Here is a 17,799-nt window from a genome sequence, read left to right on the forward strand (position 1 = left end):
ACACGTGGCTATGCTTGCTGGCGTGGCGCAATCAGTTCAGTCGTAGAAAGCAGGAAGCTGCCAAGGCGCAGCCTCACCAGTCGCTCGACAGACTGCCGGCTCACGCGTTTTTACACGGCCTCGGCCACAAGGCGTCACTGGAAGTCTTCCGTGCCCGGACGCTCACACGTCCGCTCCACCGCCGAAAACTGCCGCCGAATTAAAGATGGATACCAGTACGTCAGTCTTGCCATCGGTGAGCGTCGGGAATGCGATCGGCTACATGCAATGGTAGATTCCTAGCTATAGCAGAGGGTGTTGAGCCGGGAAGGAGGCTGCTCGGCCTTCTTTTACGTGCGACCATCCATCATGTAGGATGGAACTTCAACGAAATATCCATTCGACATGCAAATTGCGGACTTGTTGCCCGGATTGACGCCCACCGCGTTGTTTGCAGCCGCCCTTTGGCTCGGGCGTAACCTAATCGTCACGCGCCTCAAGAGTGCAGTTCAGCACGAGTTCGACCAAAAGATTGAAGCTGTGCGCAGTGAGCAGCGGATCAGCGAAGAGTCTTTCAAGGCGGTAATCCGACAGCGAGAGGCAGACATCGCCTCCCTAAAGAGCAGCGCAATCTCCGGCATCGCAAGTACACAGTTGGAACTCTACAAGAGGCGGGTGTCCGCGATCGAACAGCTCTGGTCAGCCGTCTCGACGCTCTCAGGCGCGAAGGGAGCCGTCCAATACATCGCGATTATGAAAATGGACACGCTCGCGGAACAAGTAGGCCACGACAAAAGACTAAAAAGTGCTGTGGAAATCATTGCCGCCACGGTCGGAGACGTTGAAAAGTATGCCGTGCCTGATGTCGCCAAAGCAGAGCCTTTCGTGTCCGAAGTCGCCTGGAGTCTCTATCAAGCCTATCACGCAATACTGACGATATCTCTTTCGCAACTCCATATGCTGGCGAAGGGTATTGACCCGAGAGAATTGCTGAATCACGCCGGAGTAGCCCAACTTGCTAAGCTTGCGTTGCCTAGTCGGGCAGACCATATTGACCAGTATGGTGCTGCTGGGTACCCGGCGTTGATCGATGAACTGCAAAAGGCATTGCTAGCTGAACTCCGGACGATGTTGACCGGGGTTGACGCTGACGCTTCGAGCGTGGAGCGTGCGCATGCCATCCAAGCTCAGGTTGCGAAGATCAAAGACGAGTCGGCGGAGGCGGCCGCGAACATCAAATTGAAAGCAGCGGAAGAATAGCAGCCTCCGGGCTACGACCGTGACAGGCGACTCGGCCTCGTAGGGGACCTCGGCCCGGCAGGCTGTGCTGCAGGGCGACGCGCGTGGTGCACAACTGTAATGGCCGATAAGGCGTAACCCCCGCGGACGAACTGCCGTTGCATGCTTGAAAGCGGTCGTTGCGGTCGCCCGAGTCGGGACGGCAGCTCCGGGTCGCCCTGAGCGCTTCGTCGCCGGGCGAAGTTCGGCCATCTACGGACGTTGGCCCATGCTGACACACCGTCGTTCGTACGTCAGCTTCGCGCAGACAACGGACCTTCGTCGGCCGATCGTATCAGGCGAGTCGTCTGCCATTTTGGTCAGAAAACCAGTTGCACATTTCATGGAGGTCGTCGTCGCCAGCCTTGGCCTAGTGTCAATTCGATATCTTCTCCAAAAGAGGATCGTTACTGGGTTTATTGTTACCATTTGTAGCAGTATTGATCCTACTTTGGGTAATTTCCTGTGCCGAAGGCGATGTTTGTGTCGGTGTCTATGATCACGACATGTCCGCCCCAGTATTTGCTTTCATTGAGTTGGAACACAGCCCAGAATCCGTCATTTTTGGGTAGCGTCGTCCGCGAGTCCTTTTGCATGAACTTAAACCAGCACCACATGTCTCGTGCCCGTATGGGTCGCTTGGCGCAAGTCGCGCATCGCGCCGTGATGCAGGCGTTCTGCGGGTGCAGTTCGGAGTATCCCGCGCGTATGAAAGCATTAGACAGGAAGTGCGCGCAGTTGTTATCGTAGGAGTCTCCGCCTTCGCAAGAATTGCTGAATAAGGATGCCGCACCGGCGATCGAGCGCGTCACGACCTTCCCCGCCTGAAGGGCCTCCACGTCAGCTTTCCTTGCAAGTCTGGGTTCGCCGGGTTCCGGTTCGGGCGGAACCGGCGGCCGGCTGTTTTCCATATCCTGCTGCAGCGCAAGTTGCTTCGGATTCACTCTAGTCCCTCCGGAGGCGATCACCCCAACGCGCAGCATCGGGCCGGCTTTGAGTCTGCAGGGCTTCCAAAAATCTATTCTCAGTCCGCGTTGGCGTGACGTTTGTAAGTCCAAATCAGTCTAGTCCCATGCGTGACGCAACCACGCCAATGGCGCGCCAAGCGAACGCGGTCGGCACTTCGAAAACCATCGCCAAGCGTCGGTGTGCTGCCGAGAGCGATTCGCCCCCTCTGCGTGCGCTACTTGGTAGCGCGAGGCCCAAATGAGCTTTTGCCGCTATTACAGCGCTTCAAACGAGTAACGACAGGGTGCTGGTTTTGGTGTTCAATGCGCTCAAGCGCCATCGCATGACAGAAGCTAGGGAGGCACGCTCTACGAGTTGGACTTGTTCGATGGAAAAGCCGTTTTCGAAAACAGCCAATGGAGGGGCGCTGCGAAAGAACGCATCAAATACCTTCTGCTCCAAGAAGTGGTGCACATCGTCTGCGCATGCCATAACGCCACTGTGCGGGTCCCGATTGGTAATCCACCGTGTCGACATCTTGTTAACGACTTCCCGAACACCTGATAAGGCGTCTGACGGCAGAAGATCTTTGCCCGTTAAATCACTTTCTAGTGCGTCCCAACACTCTCGCGAATCAATCAAAACCTCAGCGGAACAGAAGACCTCGAAGGTCGTTACATCCGCCGTAATCGGCCCGAGAATCAGTGCTTTCTTGTTCCATGCTTCCTCTATCGTCGCAATTATATCCTTGTACGCTGAATCTGCATGTTGAATGGTTGCGTTAAAAGCAACAGTTGGATATGGCAACGACGGAATTAAACTGGCTCTCCCCGTATGCGGTGACGATATTTCGATTGAAATCCTTGGTATTCCCGATATACCATCCGTTGCGATGGGCGCTATCCTCTTTCCCGGGAGCGCCGTCGACACATCGCTTTGCTCCGAAGCATCTAGGTCAAATTTTATCTCGCCGCGAAGTACTGTCGCACGCGTTCCTAAGTCTTGACGTATAAGCTGACCCCAATGAGCTGTCGGGACATAATAAAGCTGATTGACGTCATCCAAATCGTATAAGAGCTCTATTGCTGCAACCTTTTCTTTCCAATTAATAACGGCGCGAGTCATAATATATCTCCGCGATAATGTAATGCAACCGCTGCTATTTTCTTCTTGCCCCTGTCGCGGGATCAACATATCGGAATAGTTCTTCTGGCTTATCTAAGTCATAGTCCAAAGCCTTGCCGTCATAGCCACTAAAATATTTTTTTGGGATGTTTCCGACGTAAGCAGCGATGCCAAGCGGCTTTACCTCGTAGTCACTTTCTCTGCCGCTCCACTCAGACGACTTGTTTTCTTCGATTTTTGAATAATTAAGGCTAAAGCAAACAATTGACCCAGATGGGTGTGCGGGAAGTGGATTTTCTGAAAGAGTAGGCACAAACAAACGGGTCGCAATCTTTTCGGCAAAAGTATAGATTTTTTCTTTCTGCTCAGGAGTTCCGCCAGATATTTCTATGTGTAAGGTGTCGTCATTGATTAGCTTTTGTGTTTCATAGGAAATATTTGTGCTGATCCACCAATACTTGACGCTAGCTTGCGTGCGAAAATGTTCTTGGATTAAATGCCAATTTGCGCGGATTAGCCATTCGAATGAGGTTTTTTTTGTGCGAACAGCAAAGTCAATCTCTCCCGCCCAGCCCGTGTTCGTACTTTGAAAGAAATGCGACATGTCAGGTTCGAGCGACTCATCAATGGTAAATGAGCAGGCAAGATCAGTGTAGAGATTAGCGCCGCGGCTTTGGCACTTGATGTTTCGGTATATCCCGTCGGTAAGCGTTACAAGGGTTGGATTGGCCGCATCCGGAGAAACCACCGCGAGTTTTACACCGGGGCCATAGTTTGTCTCAAGTGCGCTTACAACGGCTTGAAAATCCGCAGAGGGCGTTACGCAGGTTACACCAAAATTATATACTGCAAACCCGTCGTTAGGGTCATTCGGGTTTTTCTTGAACAATTGCGCGCCGAAGTTCAAAGTTCCATCATTTCGTTTTGAAATCTCTGCAAATTTTGGAACGTAATAAAAAAGTTTTGCATCGTCAGAATCTTTGTAAACCGTGATGAAGTTAGTTGCCGCGACCGATTCGTAGATGAGCATTGTCATGATGGCCTCGTTATTTGGAAAGATTTGAAACATCAAGGTCGTGGAGTCGTATTTGCAAAGTGATGTGATCGATCTCTACTCGATGATCATGAGCCTTTAGAGTGGTAAAGCCACCTTCCAGGATAACTCCGGATTTGCTGTCAAGAAGCTGGATTACGTCGCGCACATCATTTTTGCCATTTGTTTGCAAAACTAGTAATGCAACTTGGGTTTTAAAGCCGATGCTTCGTGCGATTGCGGTTACGCGCAGTGCATTGGGATCTCTTGGATTGGTTAATGGGCGGATAATTAAATTTCCAAGTGGATAAACGACGAGATTTGGATTTGCTATTCCTTTGGCTGCGAGCAACTTGATCGCGTCGCTTATCATCATTTGATCCGGCCCAATAACCGCTGTGAAGATAAGATGCTTTTGATCTTGCCTTTCCATGGCAAGTGCAAAAGCCTCGTTCTCACCGAGATCGAGGACATCCAGATGATTTGGTATAAGATAATACTTTGTTGAATCGCTTTCTTGCGCGTAGACACTATAATCATCGGTCTCCAAGACCGGTGCGTATCGCAATATGGGTTTTTTTTCCGTAACTTCGGCTTTTTTATCCTCCGTGAACACTTGAAGTGAATAATATGTGCTGCAGCCCGTAAGTGTCACCAACCCTAATCCAGTAGCGACCTGAATGTTGGGGATAGCGATCAAAAAGTGAAAAAATAAATGTAGAAATCGCACTTCGCGGTGCGGTTTTAATTTCGACCTGCAAATTATATCCTGAGTTGTACTCATGAAACCAAACTCCTGGCTAAAACTCAGATCAGGCAGAGAGAACTGTGCGTTTTTCGGATGCCGAGCATCCACGTGGTCGATCAAGAATGCAAAACGATATCTAAAGAATGGCGTTCGAAAGAAAGTTAATTTGCTTGAATGAGCCTAGATCGAATTGGCTTAAAATCAAGGCGGATATTTTCATTTGGATGTGCGGTATCCGACAGACTTCGGTGCATCAACAGGATGCGGCTGAGCCGGGTCAAGTACGCGGTGCGCGACACTGAACCGCACACTTCGTACGCACATGGCATGCGGATGTGCATGGAAATCCAGATTCTTGATCGGGCGATACGCAGCCGCACAGAAAGGTTTGATATAGCGCTGATGAGCGGTCGATTCCGTGAAGCCACGCCATGAACGACTATAAATCGCGATCCGCCGACAGGAAGAATTGTCGAGAGCCGGTAGTACAGGCTCTTCAGCGCGGAGGCGCGAATGACCGAATTCACGTGGCAAGTTGCCAGACGGGTGTCGAGCGCGCTGCTTTTTCCTACATAGGTCGCGCCGCCAGCTTCCCTGGCATAAACGTCTTCAGGGCTGCACACACGCTTAGTTGCGACACGGATACCTGCTTCTCGGCCTAGCCTAAAGAAAATCGCCCTGCGCGCCGCTGCGCCGAGTCCGCAATTGTCGGCAAGGCAGGAGGCTTCCCGGCGCGAAGGTCGGTTAGGCACCGCACAGCGGTCTTTCTAACCGGCACGAATCGAACGACCGGGTTGGGTCGACATGCGACGATCGATAGCCACGGCATGCCGCGATCGAATACGGTGGCGAGGCTCTGGTTTGGTCGCTAGTACGCGATTTTGAAGGTGGGTGATTGTTCGGGGCGGCTCTTGCGGTGGTCATACAGGCGGGTAGTCGCGATGTTCGCGTGTCCTAGCCATTCCTGCACCTTGGCGATGTCGGCTTCGTGTTCTAGCGCGTTGGTCGCCGCCGTTGCGCGCAGGCTGTGCACGCCGAATCCGTCGACGTCAATTTTCGCCTGCGTCGCGTAGGAAAGTACGCATTTGTAGACGCCGTCGGCGGTGATCGAAGCGCCGGTCTTGCGCGCCGGTTGGAATAGTGGTGCGTCGGCTGTTGTTCCGTGCCCGGCCACTTCCAGATAGGCATGAATGCGTTGGGCGCTCGCCGGATGCAGCGGCACGTAGCGCAGTTTGTTGCCCTTGCCGTGGATCCGCAGATGCCGCACGCCGCGTCGTTCTTGAATGTCACGAACTTTGAGCAGGCACAGCTCTTCGCGGCGCAGGCCGTGGTAGAGCAGTACGGCGAGCATGGCGCGGTCGCGTTTGCCCTTCAGCGTTGTCGGATCGGGTGCGTCGAGCAGTGCACGAGCCTGGTGATCGCCGAGTGCTGGCGTCCTACCCTCATTGCTGTTGCCTTTGGGCCGTTTGATTCCTGCGACCGGATTCAGCGGAACGGCGTTACGCTCGCACAGATAATCGAACAGCGACGACAGCGCGGCTAGCTTGCGCCGTATCGTCGCCCCCGATAATTGACGACCTTCCAGGTTTTTGCGCCACGCGAGGACATGCGCACGGGTGACGGTACGGAATTCGTCCGGCTGCGCGATACCCACAAAACCCATGAAGTCGCGCAGATCGATCTGATAAGCGCGTCGGGTGCGGGGGTTGTCGAGGTTGGCGAACCATTCGATCTCGGGAGGGACATTCGACAACTGATGGAATTCGGCGGCGGTGAGAGCTCGCGGCGGTTTCTGAATTGCGGGAATTATTCTGGTTGACACGGGTTTCCCTTTTTCCGTGCCGCGCATAATTGAATGGGTTGGGTGTTATTATCTGCGTGATATCGTCAAAGTTGGCGATATTAATAACGGTGCGCGACTATTTATAATGTATTTTATCAATAGTTCGGCGACAACAGCACGTGCACTAACTTTGCATGGCGACACGCTAGATATGGCTCAATCTTAAGTTAAGCGCGGAAAAAAGCTCATCGAAGCACCGCACAGCGTCCAGCACAGGTGCCTTGGGTGTACGTAGCTCTTTACCGTTTTAGCCGTCTAATCGTGCGTTATTCTGACTGGTAACTCTTCCTTAAAGTGCTCATGAGTTGACCACGGTGAGGGGTTGAGTAACCTCCATCGATTACGCGTACCGCAATGTCGCCGATTTTTGGTTTGATTCGGCCTTCAATCCAGTCAGCGATCGACATATTCCCCGCGGCCATCCGTGCATAGGAGTACGGCTTCACTTGTGTGCTTGCGTCGGTCCAGAGAGCTATAACTACACCTTCGAGTTCCTCGACCTGCTCGACGAATTCTTTAGCCTTGATCTTTTGACTGTCACCCGTAGCCATATTTGCATCCTATTTTGAAGTTAATTTGACGTTGGCTTGGCGCCGGATTGTTCCAAACGATGACCTGCTTTGTCAAGACATTGTTTCGCTCGAAGATGTTCGGCAAGATCGGTTTGATGCGGCGGCGCGACATAGTGACATTCACAGCCAGTCCCTTGGCTTACGGACGCGCCAAGCATGCTTGCTGGGTTGATCACCGTCGTCAAAGACCGTATTTGCCGCTACACCGCTACAGGGCCACCCGATTTTTGGCGCGGACGCGTAACGGTTACTTATTAGCATGCTGTTTCTGTCGCTACAACGCTACACCCCAATCGGAACCGCGTTTGGACTCGATTGGGGTGTAGCGTTGTAGCAGCTAAAGTGATACTGCACGTGACGTGACGTGACTGCGGGATCTACACGAGTCCGTGATTTCTTCTAGGGCAACGGTTGTTCCTGACGGGGCAGAAGTAAGAGCGCGCAACCGACCACGTTTGCCGCTACACCGCCACAAAGGTTAGTCGATCCAGAAGTCCAGCATTTGCGGGGTATCCGGCAGGTCGCCTAGGGCGGCATCGTAGAGTCGCGTACGCACGCCCGACGCCTCCGGCTATTCCTAGCCGGTCACAAATGACCCGCCATTCAGTTTTCATGTCGAACGTATGGAACAGCGTGGGATCACGACGAATCGCATCCGGCACCGGCACGAAGTTCTCGGCTCCGGGATCTCGTCGATCTGCACGGATGCCTCGATTTCCTCCAGCACCATGTCGTCTGTATAGATCAAGTAGTTATTCTTCAGTATGTTCGGACGACAGGCCGCGCGCGGCGATCGTTGACAATCCTTGAGGAGGCCCCGCGTTGCTGTGAGATGGTGATGGTGACACGGCAGGGGCGTGAATCGGCCGAAAAATCATCGTCGCGGGACCGGTTTGCCGACACCGCGACAGACTAGCGATTGCCTGGCCCAGTCGCTTGTCCGCTGGTTTCGATAGGCCCAGCCATTATTTGCAGATGGACCGGAGGCAAGGCGAGAGCGTAGCGTATGGTGAAAGTGCCGCGACATCGCGACAACGCAACAGTCAGCCACGCTTTTGCCGCTACACCGCGACAACCAGAGGTCCGGAACAGGCATCGCGCCCGCCCGTTGTCGCGGTGTAGCGGCCGTAGCGGTGTACGGCTTAGTCGTGACCCCCGCGCGGCCGGGGCGAAAGCTCGGTCGGGTCAATGTACGTCCGGCTAATGCCGCTGGGCACGTTCAGCCGGTCACACAGGCCGAACCACTCGTCGCGCATGTCCAGCGAGTACATAAGCTGCGGGTCACAGCGAATTGCCTCCGGCACCGGCACGAAGTTCTCGGGCGCCAGAATATCGCCGACCTGCGCGGGCACCTCGATTTCACCGGGCGGCGGGCCACCGATGTCAATCGAGCAGAGCTTCTTGATGTGCTGACGGTGGCGCCTGAAGCTCCGCATGTTATTGTCGAAGTAACGTAGCATGTCGCCGCCGCTTTCCCAGTACGCAACCGTTCCTCTTTGCCGATAGGGGACCCGCAAAAGATCGCTCTGACGCAGCCGCGCGTGCAGGCAACCCCGCAAATCGTAGTTGTTGATCAGATCGAGGAACATCGTCGCGAGCACTCTCGGCACGAGGACTCGTGGCTCGATCTCTCTATCCTTGAACAGGCTGCAACTGTCGAAGTGCTTCTTGCGGAAAACGCCTTCCAGCCGGACTGTCGACTTGGCGAGTGCGCGGAGCATGGTGGCCGTTTCCGTCGCAGGCAGTTCAAGTTCGTTCCTGTGGCTCTCGATTTCGACATCCTTGTCGTAGCCTTTCAGAGCTGACGTTTGCGAATGCTGATCAAAGTAGAAGGTCTCGTTGTGGTACAGCGACATGTTGATCCCGCAGCGAATGGCTGCGCACGCGAGGCCGTTGATGACGCCGCCCACACTTAGTCCTTCAGGTACGCGTAGCATGACGGGGACATCGACCCGGGTGACGGCGATGTCCTCGCCACGCGCGAACGTCTTGGCCCTTCGCAGCGGGATCTTGATGCCATGCTTGTCCTTAACGGCACGCAACATCGAGAAGGCGGTTGCGATCGCGTCGTTTGAACTGACAATGTTGTGGCCTTGGTAGAAACGTGCGCAACTGCCTTCCACGAGCAACTGCCCGCTCTTCTTAATGTGCTTGACCTTAAGCTTTCCCTGTCCCTCGTCGGACTCGAAATCACCATAGTCCCGGCGCCGCTCACGGCTACCATCCACTTCCTTCCAGGATTGGGCGGGCAGGTCGGCTGAGATATCACTAACAGCCAGACCCACGGTGTCGAGCATGACACATTCTTCCATATGTTTAAGATTCATGATATGTATTAACTATTCATTAAGGTAGGACTACATATTTACACTTGGACCATATAGCTATCTTCGACCATTCAACTTGCACCATGGACCATGTAACTGTTCTACATGACCATATGGCTATACAAACTATTGCTGTAGTTACGGTATTACTTCACATTGCCGCCAGCCAGCTTGGCTAGTTGATCCTTCGTGCCGGCGTATCGAGATACAGCCCGAAGCCGCGACGCCGCGACAAGTTTTGTCGCTGTCGCGGCGTCGCGGTTTATGCCGACTCATCGGTTTCGTCAGGCTCGCCCGGCTCACGGGGGACGTATTGTCGGAACGCCTTGGCGAAATCGTCACGGTAGTACCCCTTGAGGGACGGCGACGAGTTCTCCTGGCTGGCCGCCCGGGTTTCGCGCAGGCTAGTGCTGCTAATGCCAAACGGTTTGAGCATCTTCGCCAGAGCGTTTGCCGTGATAGGCCTGCCGTTCGAGTATGTGGCCCACGGCTTTTCTTCATCGGCCGTCAGGAGTTGAATCAGGTGCTTCGTCGAAAGCCTTGATGCTCCGAGAGAATCGAAGGCCAGCTTGATATCGCGAAGAAGTTCCTCAAGCCCGGCATCGGATTGGCTGCCCGTGTGCACAGAGAGAATCTTCGCCGCGTGCCGCGCGTACGCCACCCAGTTTTCTCCAAGGATGCTGGCGGCCGCAAGCAGCGGCTCCCAGTTGTCTCCGGCCCGGTCGTTGCTGAGTTTGATCGGGTTTCGGCTCGCGTGTCGTACCGCGTCCGCATACAGGTGGGCCAACTGGGCAAAGCAGGCGCGCACGGGAGCAAACATGTCGTTTTCGGACACGATGTGCGTTTCAACCTCGTCATCTTCCGCCTTCCGCTCAAGCGGAATCACGATGGAGCGATCTGCCAGCGTTTCGGGAAGAAAGCCGATACCGAAAAGAGCTTTCATGAAGAACGTATCGAAAGACACCGTTTTGCCCTTTTCCACTCGCACAATCGATGCCGCATCCCGCGTGTGGCCGCAGTTGACAACGCCGACAAGTTCTTTAGAGTGCAGAAACGTATCGATTTCGTCGATCAACATGGTCGGCTTGCGCTTCGGCAAGCGATAGATCGCGGCCGCCGTGGTTCCCGAAGTTGCAAAGGGCCGATATACCAGACTTTTGAGAAGGCCAAGCGTTCTCGTCTTCCCGCATCGCCTGGTTGGCGAGATGAAGGCCAGCAATGGTGCGATCCGGATATCCTTGACGAAGTAGGTCGCCAGTGCCCAGAGCACGATCGTGATGGCAGCGAAGATGTCCACGATCAAATAACGCCTGATGAGCATCACGGCATGCTGGGCCATGAGATTGCCGTTGACGTGTCCGGGCCAACGGGTCGGCTCGGGCGGATCTAGAGGATTCAGTGCTTCGGTCGTTTGATCGAGGCTGATCTGAATTTCCGCTGCTTCAAGGCTCTGGATGATGCCTTTGGCACCAGCTTCCCGATAGCAGCCTGCGAACGTGCCGCCGGTTTCGGCCACCGCCATCCTGGCACCGATGCGGGAGGCAGCGCGGGCGGCGACGGGGCGACTCATCCCGCCACTGGTACCCGCGCAGACGATGATTTCCTTGTTCGGATACTTCGCGCGCAACGCGGCGGCGACATCGGCAAGGTTATCGGTGTAGATGGCGCATGCGACCGCTGAACCGGTCGCATGCGCGATGGTAAGCGCACTAGGAAGGTCGATGGCAACGTGGATCGTGTCACCGTTCATTTCTCCAAGAGAAACGTAGCCGCCACCAATCGGTACGCCTGGAATGTAGGCTTCTTCGACTGTGCCGTCACCGAGGTCGGAAACGAGGAGGATATTCATAACTTCGCCGTCGCACTTCCGGATGGGGAAGGCGAGTGCGTTGGAAAAGTCGATGCCGCTGATCGTGACCGGACCCGCATTTTCAAAGCCGACTGGCTCGCTCATTCCGAGCATGGTCGCGACGGGATGGACGGTCTTGCAACGCTCCAGTTGCTCATAGATTTCTGCGACCATCAGGGCGATTTCGCTTTGATGGCGCGCCCACCCGATCGGGGTAGTCGGAAGGAAGTCGATCGCGCTCATGCGCTCACCTCCGTCACAGAGACGATGGGTGCGCTCAATGCGGCGACGAATTTCTTCATATCCAGCATGAGGCCATAATGCGATGCCAGCGTTTGAGCCGCGATCGTCATGTCGAGATCGATTTCGCGGTATGCCGTCACACGCGGACCGCAATAGACGGGCTGAGGCAGCTCTTTCAGACGCACTTTTTTGAGAAAGGTCGATCTGCCGATGGCGAGCCGGGTATGTGCCGCAGGCAACCGGATCAACCTGCTGTTGAGGCATTTCTGCGCGCGCAGGGCAAAAGCGGCCACCAGAGCATTCGCCTTGTCAATCTCTTCAGGCGAAATGCTGCGTTGGTTATCGTTTGTCGGGGCAACCGTCATCGATTGACGACGTTCAGCCAGGAATCCGGACAGCGCCAGCTGGTTCTTCTTCATCATGATCTCCATTGGACGATAAGAGCACGCAGTGGATTGCGTGGGATCCATCATTCAGGAAGGCGGCGCGACAAGCATTTGCCAGTAGGGCGATTTCGCGATCGGCATGCTTCGCGAAACGGTTTCCTTGCAGTTTGCGAAGAGCTGGAAGATGTGGTAGATGCGATGATCGCCCTAATTAGGGCAGCGGCGTTGAGCGAGTAGGGGAGGTCCAGCATTCATATGCATGGACCGCAAAGAAAAGCGGCCGGTGGTTAAACCACTCGGCCGCTCATGAGGAGAGACTGTGCTGGGCTTTGGGTGTCTAGCAATCGCTTTGGGGCGATTCGGTGAACGCTATCTGTGCATGCACCAGCCATCGATGATGGTGTGTCACGAGACTTGTCGCGTGGACAATGTGTTGACTTTCTAACTCGTTCCGGAATATCCGCTGCCACCCCTGGTTTGCCAGCTTGAATTCCTCCGCAATGTAATTTGCCTGATTCGCCTCGTCGCCATCATAGTGTTGAAGCAGCGAGGCGATCTCGATCAGCGCTTTCAGATAGCAGTTGCTTTCGGGCGGCGGTGATGGGTTGCCTGGAACGTTCGGCATGCTTCGGGGAAAGCGCTTGGGCCAACGTGTGACCAGCCTGTCATCAAGATGTTGGTGGAAGATCTGTTGTAGCCGTCGTCGACATTCTTCGATTTCCATGCGGATCGGGCCAAGTGTGTTGATGCCGACTACGCGCCACAGATGCCCGGTGTCATCCTCACCGATGCCACGATCATGAGCGCGACGGAAGCGGACGTGTGCAAACACGTCTTCCCAACCGATCTCCTCAACGTAAGTGATGCATTCATCGGTAGTGAGCAGGCCGTCGTTACGCCAGTAGGAGCGGTGACGTTTCGCCAGAACTTCCAGCGCGGCGACTTGCCCGTCAACTGGCACGCTACAGTCAATCGAGACCCACAGCATCCGCTCCTTGTCACGGATACGACCTTTTGGGGCCGACAGGAGCGCCAGCTTGCCGTAGCCAAACGCAAGCTCTTCCGCTAGCAAACGTGGCACTTCGAGCGAATTTGAACGTCCTTCCAATAGCGGTGGTTCGTCGCTGACTTCCAGTCGCCGGGGATTTTCCTGCACGGGTCGCTTCAACGGGAAGAACCAGGAGTCATCTTTGCTTTTCAGGCGAGGGAGCTGCTTATGACTGGGATCGAGCCAGGCAGCGATGCCGAATTTCCGCCAGCAGGTTGTATCCTGGGCCGAGACGAGCCGGGCGGAAGACGGGAACTCCAAGCGACTTTGAATTGCCGCAAGCGCATCTGGGTCATTGGGCATTTTGCTCACGAGCCGAAACGCCTGGCAATACTGTTCGGATAGTCGAAGGAACTGCCAGGCGGTATCGTCGGGACAGAATTGCTTTTCGGCGTCAGTGAGAGCGAACGGTTCAATAGTGTCGGCCATCGTGTGTATCCCGTTTGGTTAATTTTCGACTTCTTCGACGTGCTGAGGGAGCGGCACCAGCAGCGCACCACCGGTCGCGGCCGGGTCTGGCAATGCGAAATCGGCCCACATCTGCATCATCGCAACGCGCTCGGGCATATAGTCGGCGCGGTTGTAAGCTGCGCGCACGCGGTTGCGCTCCACGTGCGCGAGCTGGCGCTCGATCACGTCTGCGCGCACGCCGCGATTGTTTAGCCAGGTGCTGGCCGTCGCGCGAATACCGTGCGGCGTGAAGCGACCGCGGTAGCCCATTCGTTCGAACACAACGTTAGGTGTCGAGAGACCCATCGGCTTATGGATGCTGCTCAGGCTGGGGAACAGAAAATCGGAGCCGAATGAAAGCGGCTTCAACTGCTCTAGTGCCACCAGCGCCTGCCGGCTCAACGGCACAACGTGCGGATCGCGCATCTTCATGCGTTCGGCCGGAATCACCCATACCGCGTTATCAAGATCGAATTCATCCCAACGGGCGTGTGCAATCTCGTTCTTCCGCACGAACGTAAGCAACATGAGCAGAATGCAGAGCTTCGTTGCAGCCGACCCCGTGTCGGCGTCGAGCCGCTCAACGAATTCGCCAATCTCATCCTCGCGTAGCGGCTCGTGGCTGATCTGAGGAGGGACATCGACCCATCCCTGCAGGACGCGGGCGGGGTTGGCCTGAACCTTCAACTTGCGGATCGCATGATCGAAAACTTGCACTGCCGTCTGGCGAACTCGCTCTGCGATCTTGGTGCCTCGTTCGCGACGGACCGCTTCGAGCACGTTCAGCAATGCGCGCGGGTCGATCTGATCGAGCGGCACATTGCCAAGGATCGGGTTCAGGTCGCGGCGCAGGTACAGGCTGTGCGCTTCCTGCCAGGCTTTCGAGCGCAAGGCGTTTTTGCCGTCGAACCAGTGCTGCGCGGTGGCCTCGAACGTGTCGCCGAAAGACGCGTTGAGGGCGAGCTTTTCAAGCTTCTTGTGCGTGGACGGATCGATGCCGCTGGCAAGTAGCTGTTTAGCTTCCCGGTTTCGCTCGCGAGCCTGAGAGAGTGTCATGGCAGGGTATTGCCCGTGAACGATGGTGCCACGCCGACCACCGATCCGGTAGTCGGTTCGCCACGACTTTGCGGTCCTGGTGACGTACAGATAAAGACCGTTGCTATCCCGCAGCTTCAGGGTTTTTCCGTCGGTTGTCGCACGGGCGATTTCGATTGTTGTTAGAGGCATTTTCTCGGTCGTTCAACATGGAGGTTTTCGATGTTGAAACGATACAGGTTGGCGCCGGAGTCGTGTGCGCTAAATAACTTTGGCAAAATCTTGCCGATTTAAATATAGTAGGTGACAAAAGATCCAGTCGCGGTGAGGTGCTATGACGGAAAGAAGAACGAGGCGGGACTTTGATGAGCTAGGCGAGCGCAGGCGGGAGGCGATGATGCTGCTCGATGAGGGGACGTCGCAAGCAGATGTCGCGCGGGAACTCGGTGTGACCCGACAAACAGTGTCGCGCTGGGCGAGGTTGCAGAAGGCGTACCCCGATGATCAGCCGTGGCGCAGGCGAGCATTAGGTCGCCCTCAAGGTTTGACGGACGAGCAGAAAACGGCGCTTGTCAGATTGCTGGCAGACCGGTACGTAAGTGAATCTGGAGTGCGTGGACCTGGACTGATGCGTCGAACCGTAGCCAAACCCGCTCGATGGACGCTTGCGCGTGTGGGTGGATTGATAGAGGCCGAGTTTGGAATTTCGTACAGCACGGCGCACGTCAAAACTATCCTTGCGGGACTGATCGGCGATGGCCAGTGGCTTCTATCCAGACCGAGGTTTTGGGCGCGCATTATTGAACTGGCTTACCCGGAATACGAAGGGAAAGCCCTCTTTGAGGACTTCGATGACGGTTGGGAGGTGAACATAAAGGTAATTTGGGAGCTGAAAGGGCGACTTCGGCTTTGAGGCGGGGAAGGGCTGGCGTCCTGTGAGCTTATGCTGAAGTCATGGAGAAGCGACCGGTTCGACGTGTCGCGAGCTTTTCCGACCGTCGATCGGGCTGCTTTGCTAATTTATGGCGGGCCGAATTCGACCTTTGCCGACGGTCGGAAGATCGGGAAGCAGACGCTGAAGGCGCGCGTCATGTTGCTAGCACGCGGACGTGAATGTATCGGCAGAGGCCTTGGACAACGAGTGCTCGGCGCCAGCTTCGAAGTGACCGAGGATGGTCCGAAGCAAGACAAAAACGAAAAACCGGGGCTCTTTCCCGGTGTAGCAACCAGCGACGGAGGCGTGATGGCCGAGAAGACCCCTTGGGAACAAGCTGCGGCGGCCGAAGGCACTACCAATTCTGAACGGGCTCTGACGCATCTAGCCAAGAAGGCGTTCCTGAGCCTCTGGAGTTACTCGAACGTGTTCACCGATGAGGGGCGAGCCAACGGGAAGGGTGACGGCAATGAGTTATGCGATCTACTTGTGGTCTTTGGCAATGACGTGCTTCTTTTCTCGGACAAGGACTGCGAATACCACTCTGGCACGGATGTGAACGTGGCGTGGCCACGCTGGTATAAGCGAGCGATAGAAAAATCGGCGAAGCAGTTGGCGGGAGCTGAGAAGTTTGCGAGGGCGTTTCCGAAGCGCATATTCCTCGACAGGAACTGCCAGACTCCGTTGCCTGTGCCGCTACCAGAAGGCTCGGACGCGCGCTATTTCCTGATCGCGGTGACACGTGGCGCGCACTTGGCGGCCCGGCAGTTCTTCGGAGGCGGGAGTTCTGGCAGTGTCATGCTCAGGAGCGATATTCGAGGTCAGGAGCATTACAGGACGCCTTTTCACATCGGTTTTCCCTTGGAATCCGGACGGTTCGTACATGTCTTGGACGAGATGACCGTCGACATGCTTCTTGAAGAACTCGATACGGTTCCGGACCTTGTGGCCTATCTCGCTTGCAAAGAGGCCTTCATCTCGAAGCCTGGCGTGCTCGTTTCAATTCCGGGCGAAGAGGAAATACTTGCCCGCTACATGGCGACGATGAGAGACGGTCAGCACGCGTTGCCTGAAATCTCGGGAGATGTGACTTATGCCGTGCTTCCCGAAGGGGACTGGGAGACATATGCGAAGAGCGCGCAACGTGCTGCGAAGCGCGAGGCCGACAAGGTCAGCTACCTATGGGACTCGCTCATTGAGCATCAGAGCAATTTCATTCGCGCCGGTACGGCGATTACGTTGCCAGACCAATCGCCGCTGCGAGTCGAACACGAGCGGATCGTTCGTGCGATGGCCCAGCAGAATCGGCTAGCGAGGCGCCAGTGTGGCGCGGACCTGCACTACGTCCTCTCGCTGGGGGAACCACAAGGCGTGTTCACGCGGATTCATATGAACGGATCCCCGCCAAAGCGCGCGTTCGTGTTCCTGGCAGCAAGGCGGTCTGCAGACATGTCTTACGAAGAGTACAGAGAGACACGCATGCAGTACCTGACGACGTACTGCCACGCAATCAAAGGGGATATTCCTACCTTACAGGAAGCCATTGGCGTCTCCGCCGAGCCATTCTCGGAGGGCGAAAGCTCCTTCGAGTTCAACTACGTCGATCACTCGATGCAGATGAGTGACGAAGAGAAGGAGGGGTGGAGGAACATGGCCGACGAGCTGGAGATTCTTCGGCCGAAAACGCAGTTTGCGTTCTACAAGGACACGGCCAAGGAGTTCCCCATTCCGTTCAACTTTAGCCTGGAAACGCGATGCGCCGCTCATGAGCCGCGCGGAACGCCGTCGGATGGAGCGCGAGGCCCGCAAGGTGGTCAAGAAGAAAAACCGCTGAGCGGGGGCGGGAGTGCACGGTAAGCGACCCAGACAGTCATGACCACATACCGGCGCGGTCCTGAAGGGCAGCTTGGGCCGACCACTGCCTGACCGGCGATCGGCAGCGTGCGACCCGAAGCGGCCGGTGACCAAACACTTCAATCAACGTCGCTTGCCGGCCTCTAA

Annotated in this window: 15 protein-coding genes; 4 read left to right on the forward strand and 11 right to left on the reverse strand. The window is 55.6% G+C overall.

The window, feature by feature from the left end; all coding sequences use genetic code 11:
- Nucleotides 1-203, forward strand: a 203-nt coding sequence (locus NE850_RS25955) for a hypothetical protein (protein ID WP_310699581.1), incomplete at its 5' end; no start/stop codon positions are given.
- Between the two features lie 181 nt (nucleotides 204-384).
- Entirely contained in the window at nucleotides 385-1,239 is an 855-nt protein-coding gene (locus NE850_RS25960; protein ID WP_310699582.1) for a hypothetical protein, read from the forward strand.
- A 464-nt stretch (nucleotides 1,240-1,703) separates the two neighbouring features.
- On the opposite strand, the gene NE850_RS25965 is transcribed toward NE850_RS25960, so the two are convergent.
- The 11 genes from NE850_RS25965 to NE850_RS26015 form a co-directional block, all read right to left on the reverse strand.
- Nucleotides 1,704-2,201 carry a hypothetical protein gene (locus tag NE850_RS25965; RefSeq protein WP_310699583.1) on the reverse strand — a complete coding sequence of 166 codons (498 nt, stop codon included), beginning with the start codon at nucleotides 2,199-2,201 and terminating at the stop codon, nucleotides 1,704-1,706.
- Between the two features lie 289 nt (nucleotides 2,202-2,490).
- On the reverse strand, nucleotides 2,491-3,330 hold the full coding sequence (locus tag NE850_RS25970) for a hypothetical protein (protein WP_310699584.1): 840 nt from the start codon (nucleotides 3,328-3,330) through the stop codon (nucleotides 2,491-2,493).
- Between the two features lie 34 nt (nucleotides 3,331-3,364).
- Complete coding sequence (locus NE850_RS25975; RefSeq protein WP_310699585.1) at nucleotides 3,365-4,366, reverse strand: hypothetical protein; 1,002 nt, start codon at nucleotides 4,364-4,366, stop codon at nucleotides 3,365-3,367.
- Nucleotides 4,367-4,376: 10 nt separating this feature from the next.
- The gene (locus NE850_RS25980; RefSeq protein ID WP_310699586.1) at nucleotides 4,377-5,147 is read right to left on the reverse strand and encodes a hypothetical protein; all 771 of its coding nucleotides are present in this window, start codon (nucleotides 5,145-5,147) and stop codon (nucleotides 4,377-4,379) included.
- An 832-nt stretch (nucleotides 5,148-5,979) separates the two neighbouring features.
- Nucleotides 5,980-6,960: a tyrosine-type recombinase/integrase gene (locus tag NE850_RS25985; protein WP_310699587.1), complete on the reverse strand. Its 981-nt coding sequence runs from the start codon at nucleotides 6,958-6,960 to the stop codon at nucleotides 5,980-5,982.
- A gap of 260 nt (nucleotides 6,961-7,220) precedes the next feature.
- A complete protein-coding gene (locus tag NE850_RS25990; RefSeq protein WP_310699588.1) occupies nucleotides 7,221-7,505 on the reverse strand; it encodes a hypothetical protein in 285 nt (94 codons plus the stop codon).
- A gap of 1,163 nt (nucleotides 7,506-8,668) precedes the next feature.
- Nucleotides 8,669-9,823, reverse strand: coding sequence for a phage/plasmid replication protein, II/X family (locus NE850_RS25995; RefSeq protein WP_310699589.1), 1,155 nt, complete (start codon nucleotides 9,821-9,823; stop codon nucleotides 8,669-8,671).
- 292 nt (nucleotides 9,824-10,115) lie between these two features.
- On the reverse strand, nucleotides 10,116-11,945 hold the full coding sequence (locus NE850_RS26000; protein WP_310699590.1) for a DUF3631 domain-containing protein: 1,830 nt from the start codon (nucleotides 11,943-11,945) through the stop codon (nucleotides 10,116-10,118).
- Entirely contained in the window at nucleotides 11,942-12,367 is a 426-nt protein-coding gene (locus tag NE850_RS26005) for an AlpA family phage regulatory protein (RefSeq protein ID WP_310699591.1), read from the reverse strand. The genes NE850_RS26000 and NE850_RS26005 overlap by 4 nt, the downstream gene beginning before the upstream one ends.
- Nucleotides 12,368-12,668: 301 nt before the next feature.
- Nucleotides 12,669-13,808, reverse strand: coding sequence for a hypothetical protein (locus tag NE850_RS26010; RefSeq protein ID WP_310699592.1), 1,140 nt, complete (start codon nucleotides 13,806-13,808; stop codon nucleotides 12,669-12,671).
- Between the two features lie 18 nt (nucleotides 13,809-13,826).
- Nucleotides 13,827-15,056 (reverse strand): tyrosine-type recombinase/integrase, encoded by a 1,230-nt coding sequence (locus NE850_RS26015; RefSeq protein ID WP_310699593.1) that lies wholly within the window; start codon nucleotides 15,054-15,056, stop codon nucleotides 13,827-13,829.
- Nucleotides 15,057-15,198: 142 nt separating this feature from the next.
- Here NE850_RS26015 and NE850_RS26020 point away from each other — a divergent pair, with 142 nt between their 5' ends.
- Both NE850_RS26020 and NE850_RS26025 read left to right on the forward strand, forming a co-directional pair.
- On the forward strand, nucleotides 15,199-15,777 hold the full coding sequence (locus tag NE850_RS26020; protein WP_310699594.1) for a helix-turn-helix domain-containing protein: 579 nt from the start codon (nucleotides 15,199-15,201) through the stop codon (nucleotides 15,775-15,777).
- A 30-nt stretch (nucleotides 15,778-15,807) separates the two neighbouring features.
- Nucleotides 15,808-17,655 carry a hypothetical protein gene (locus tag NE850_RS26025; RefSeq protein WP_310699595.1) on the forward strand — a complete coding sequence of 616 codons (1,848 nt, stop codon included), beginning with the start codon at nucleotides 15,808-15,810 and terminating at the stop codon, nucleotides 17,653-17,655.
- Nucleotides 17,656-17,799 lie beyond the last annotated feature (144 nt).

Origin of the sequence: Paraburkholderia sp. USG1 (genome assembly GCF_031570135.1) — a bacterium.
Lineage (GTDB): Bacteria > Pseudomonadota > Gammaproteobacteria > Burkholderiales > Burkholderiaceae > Paraburkholderia > Paraburkholderia dioscoreae.

Coding starts and splice junctions, on each gene's coding strand:
- NE850_RS25960 (WP_310699582.1), top strand. CDS start 385: ATGCAAATTGCGGACTTGTTGCCCGGATTGACGCCCACCGCGTTGTTT.
- NE850_RS25970 (WP_310699584.1), bottom strand. CDS start 3,330: ATGACTCGCGCCGTTATTAATTGGAAAGAAAAGGTTGCAGCAATAGAG.
- NE850_RS25975 (WP_310699585.1), bottom strand. CDS start 4,366: ATGACAATGCTCATCTACGAATCGGTCGCGGCAACTAACTTCATCACG.
- NE850_RS25980 (WP_310699586.1), bottom strand. CDS start 5,147: ATGAGTACAACTCAGGATATAATTTGCAGGTCGAAATTAAAACCGCAC.
- NE850_RS25985 (WP_310699587.1), bottom strand. CDS start 6,960: ATGCGCGGCACGGAAAAAGGGAAACCCGTGTCAACCAGAATAATTCCC.
- NE850_RS25990 (WP_310699588.1), bottom strand. CDS start 7,505: ATGGCTACGGGTGACAGTCAAAAGATCAAGGCTAAAGAATTCGTCGAG.
- NE850_RS25995 (WP_310699589.1), bottom strand. CDS start 9,823: ATGCTCGACACCGTGGGTCTGGCTGTTAGTGATATCTCAGCCGACCTG.
- NE850_RS26000 (WP_310699590.1), bottom strand. CDS start 11,945: ATGAGCGCGATCGACTTCCTTCCGACTACCCCGATCGGGTGGGCGCGC.
- NE850_RS26005 (WP_310699591.1), bottom strand. CDS start 12,367: ATGATGAAGAAGAACCAGCTGGCGCTGTCCGGATTCCTGGCTGAACGT.
- NE850_RS26010 (WP_310699592.1), bottom strand. CDS start 13,808: ATGGCCGACACTATTGAACCGTTCGCTCTCACTGACGCCGAAAAGCAA.
- NE850_RS26015 (WP_310699593.1), bottom strand. CDS start 15,056: ATGCCTCTAACAACAATCGAAATCGCCCGTGCGACAACCGACGGAAAA.
- NE850_RS26020 (WP_310699594.1), top strand. CDS start 15,199: ATGACGGAAAGAAGAACGAGGCGGGACTTTGATGAGCTAGGCGAGCGC.
- NE850_RS26025 (WP_310699595.1), top strand. CDS start 15,808: ATGCTGAAGTCATGGAGAAGCGACCGGTTCGACGTGTCGCGAGCTTTT.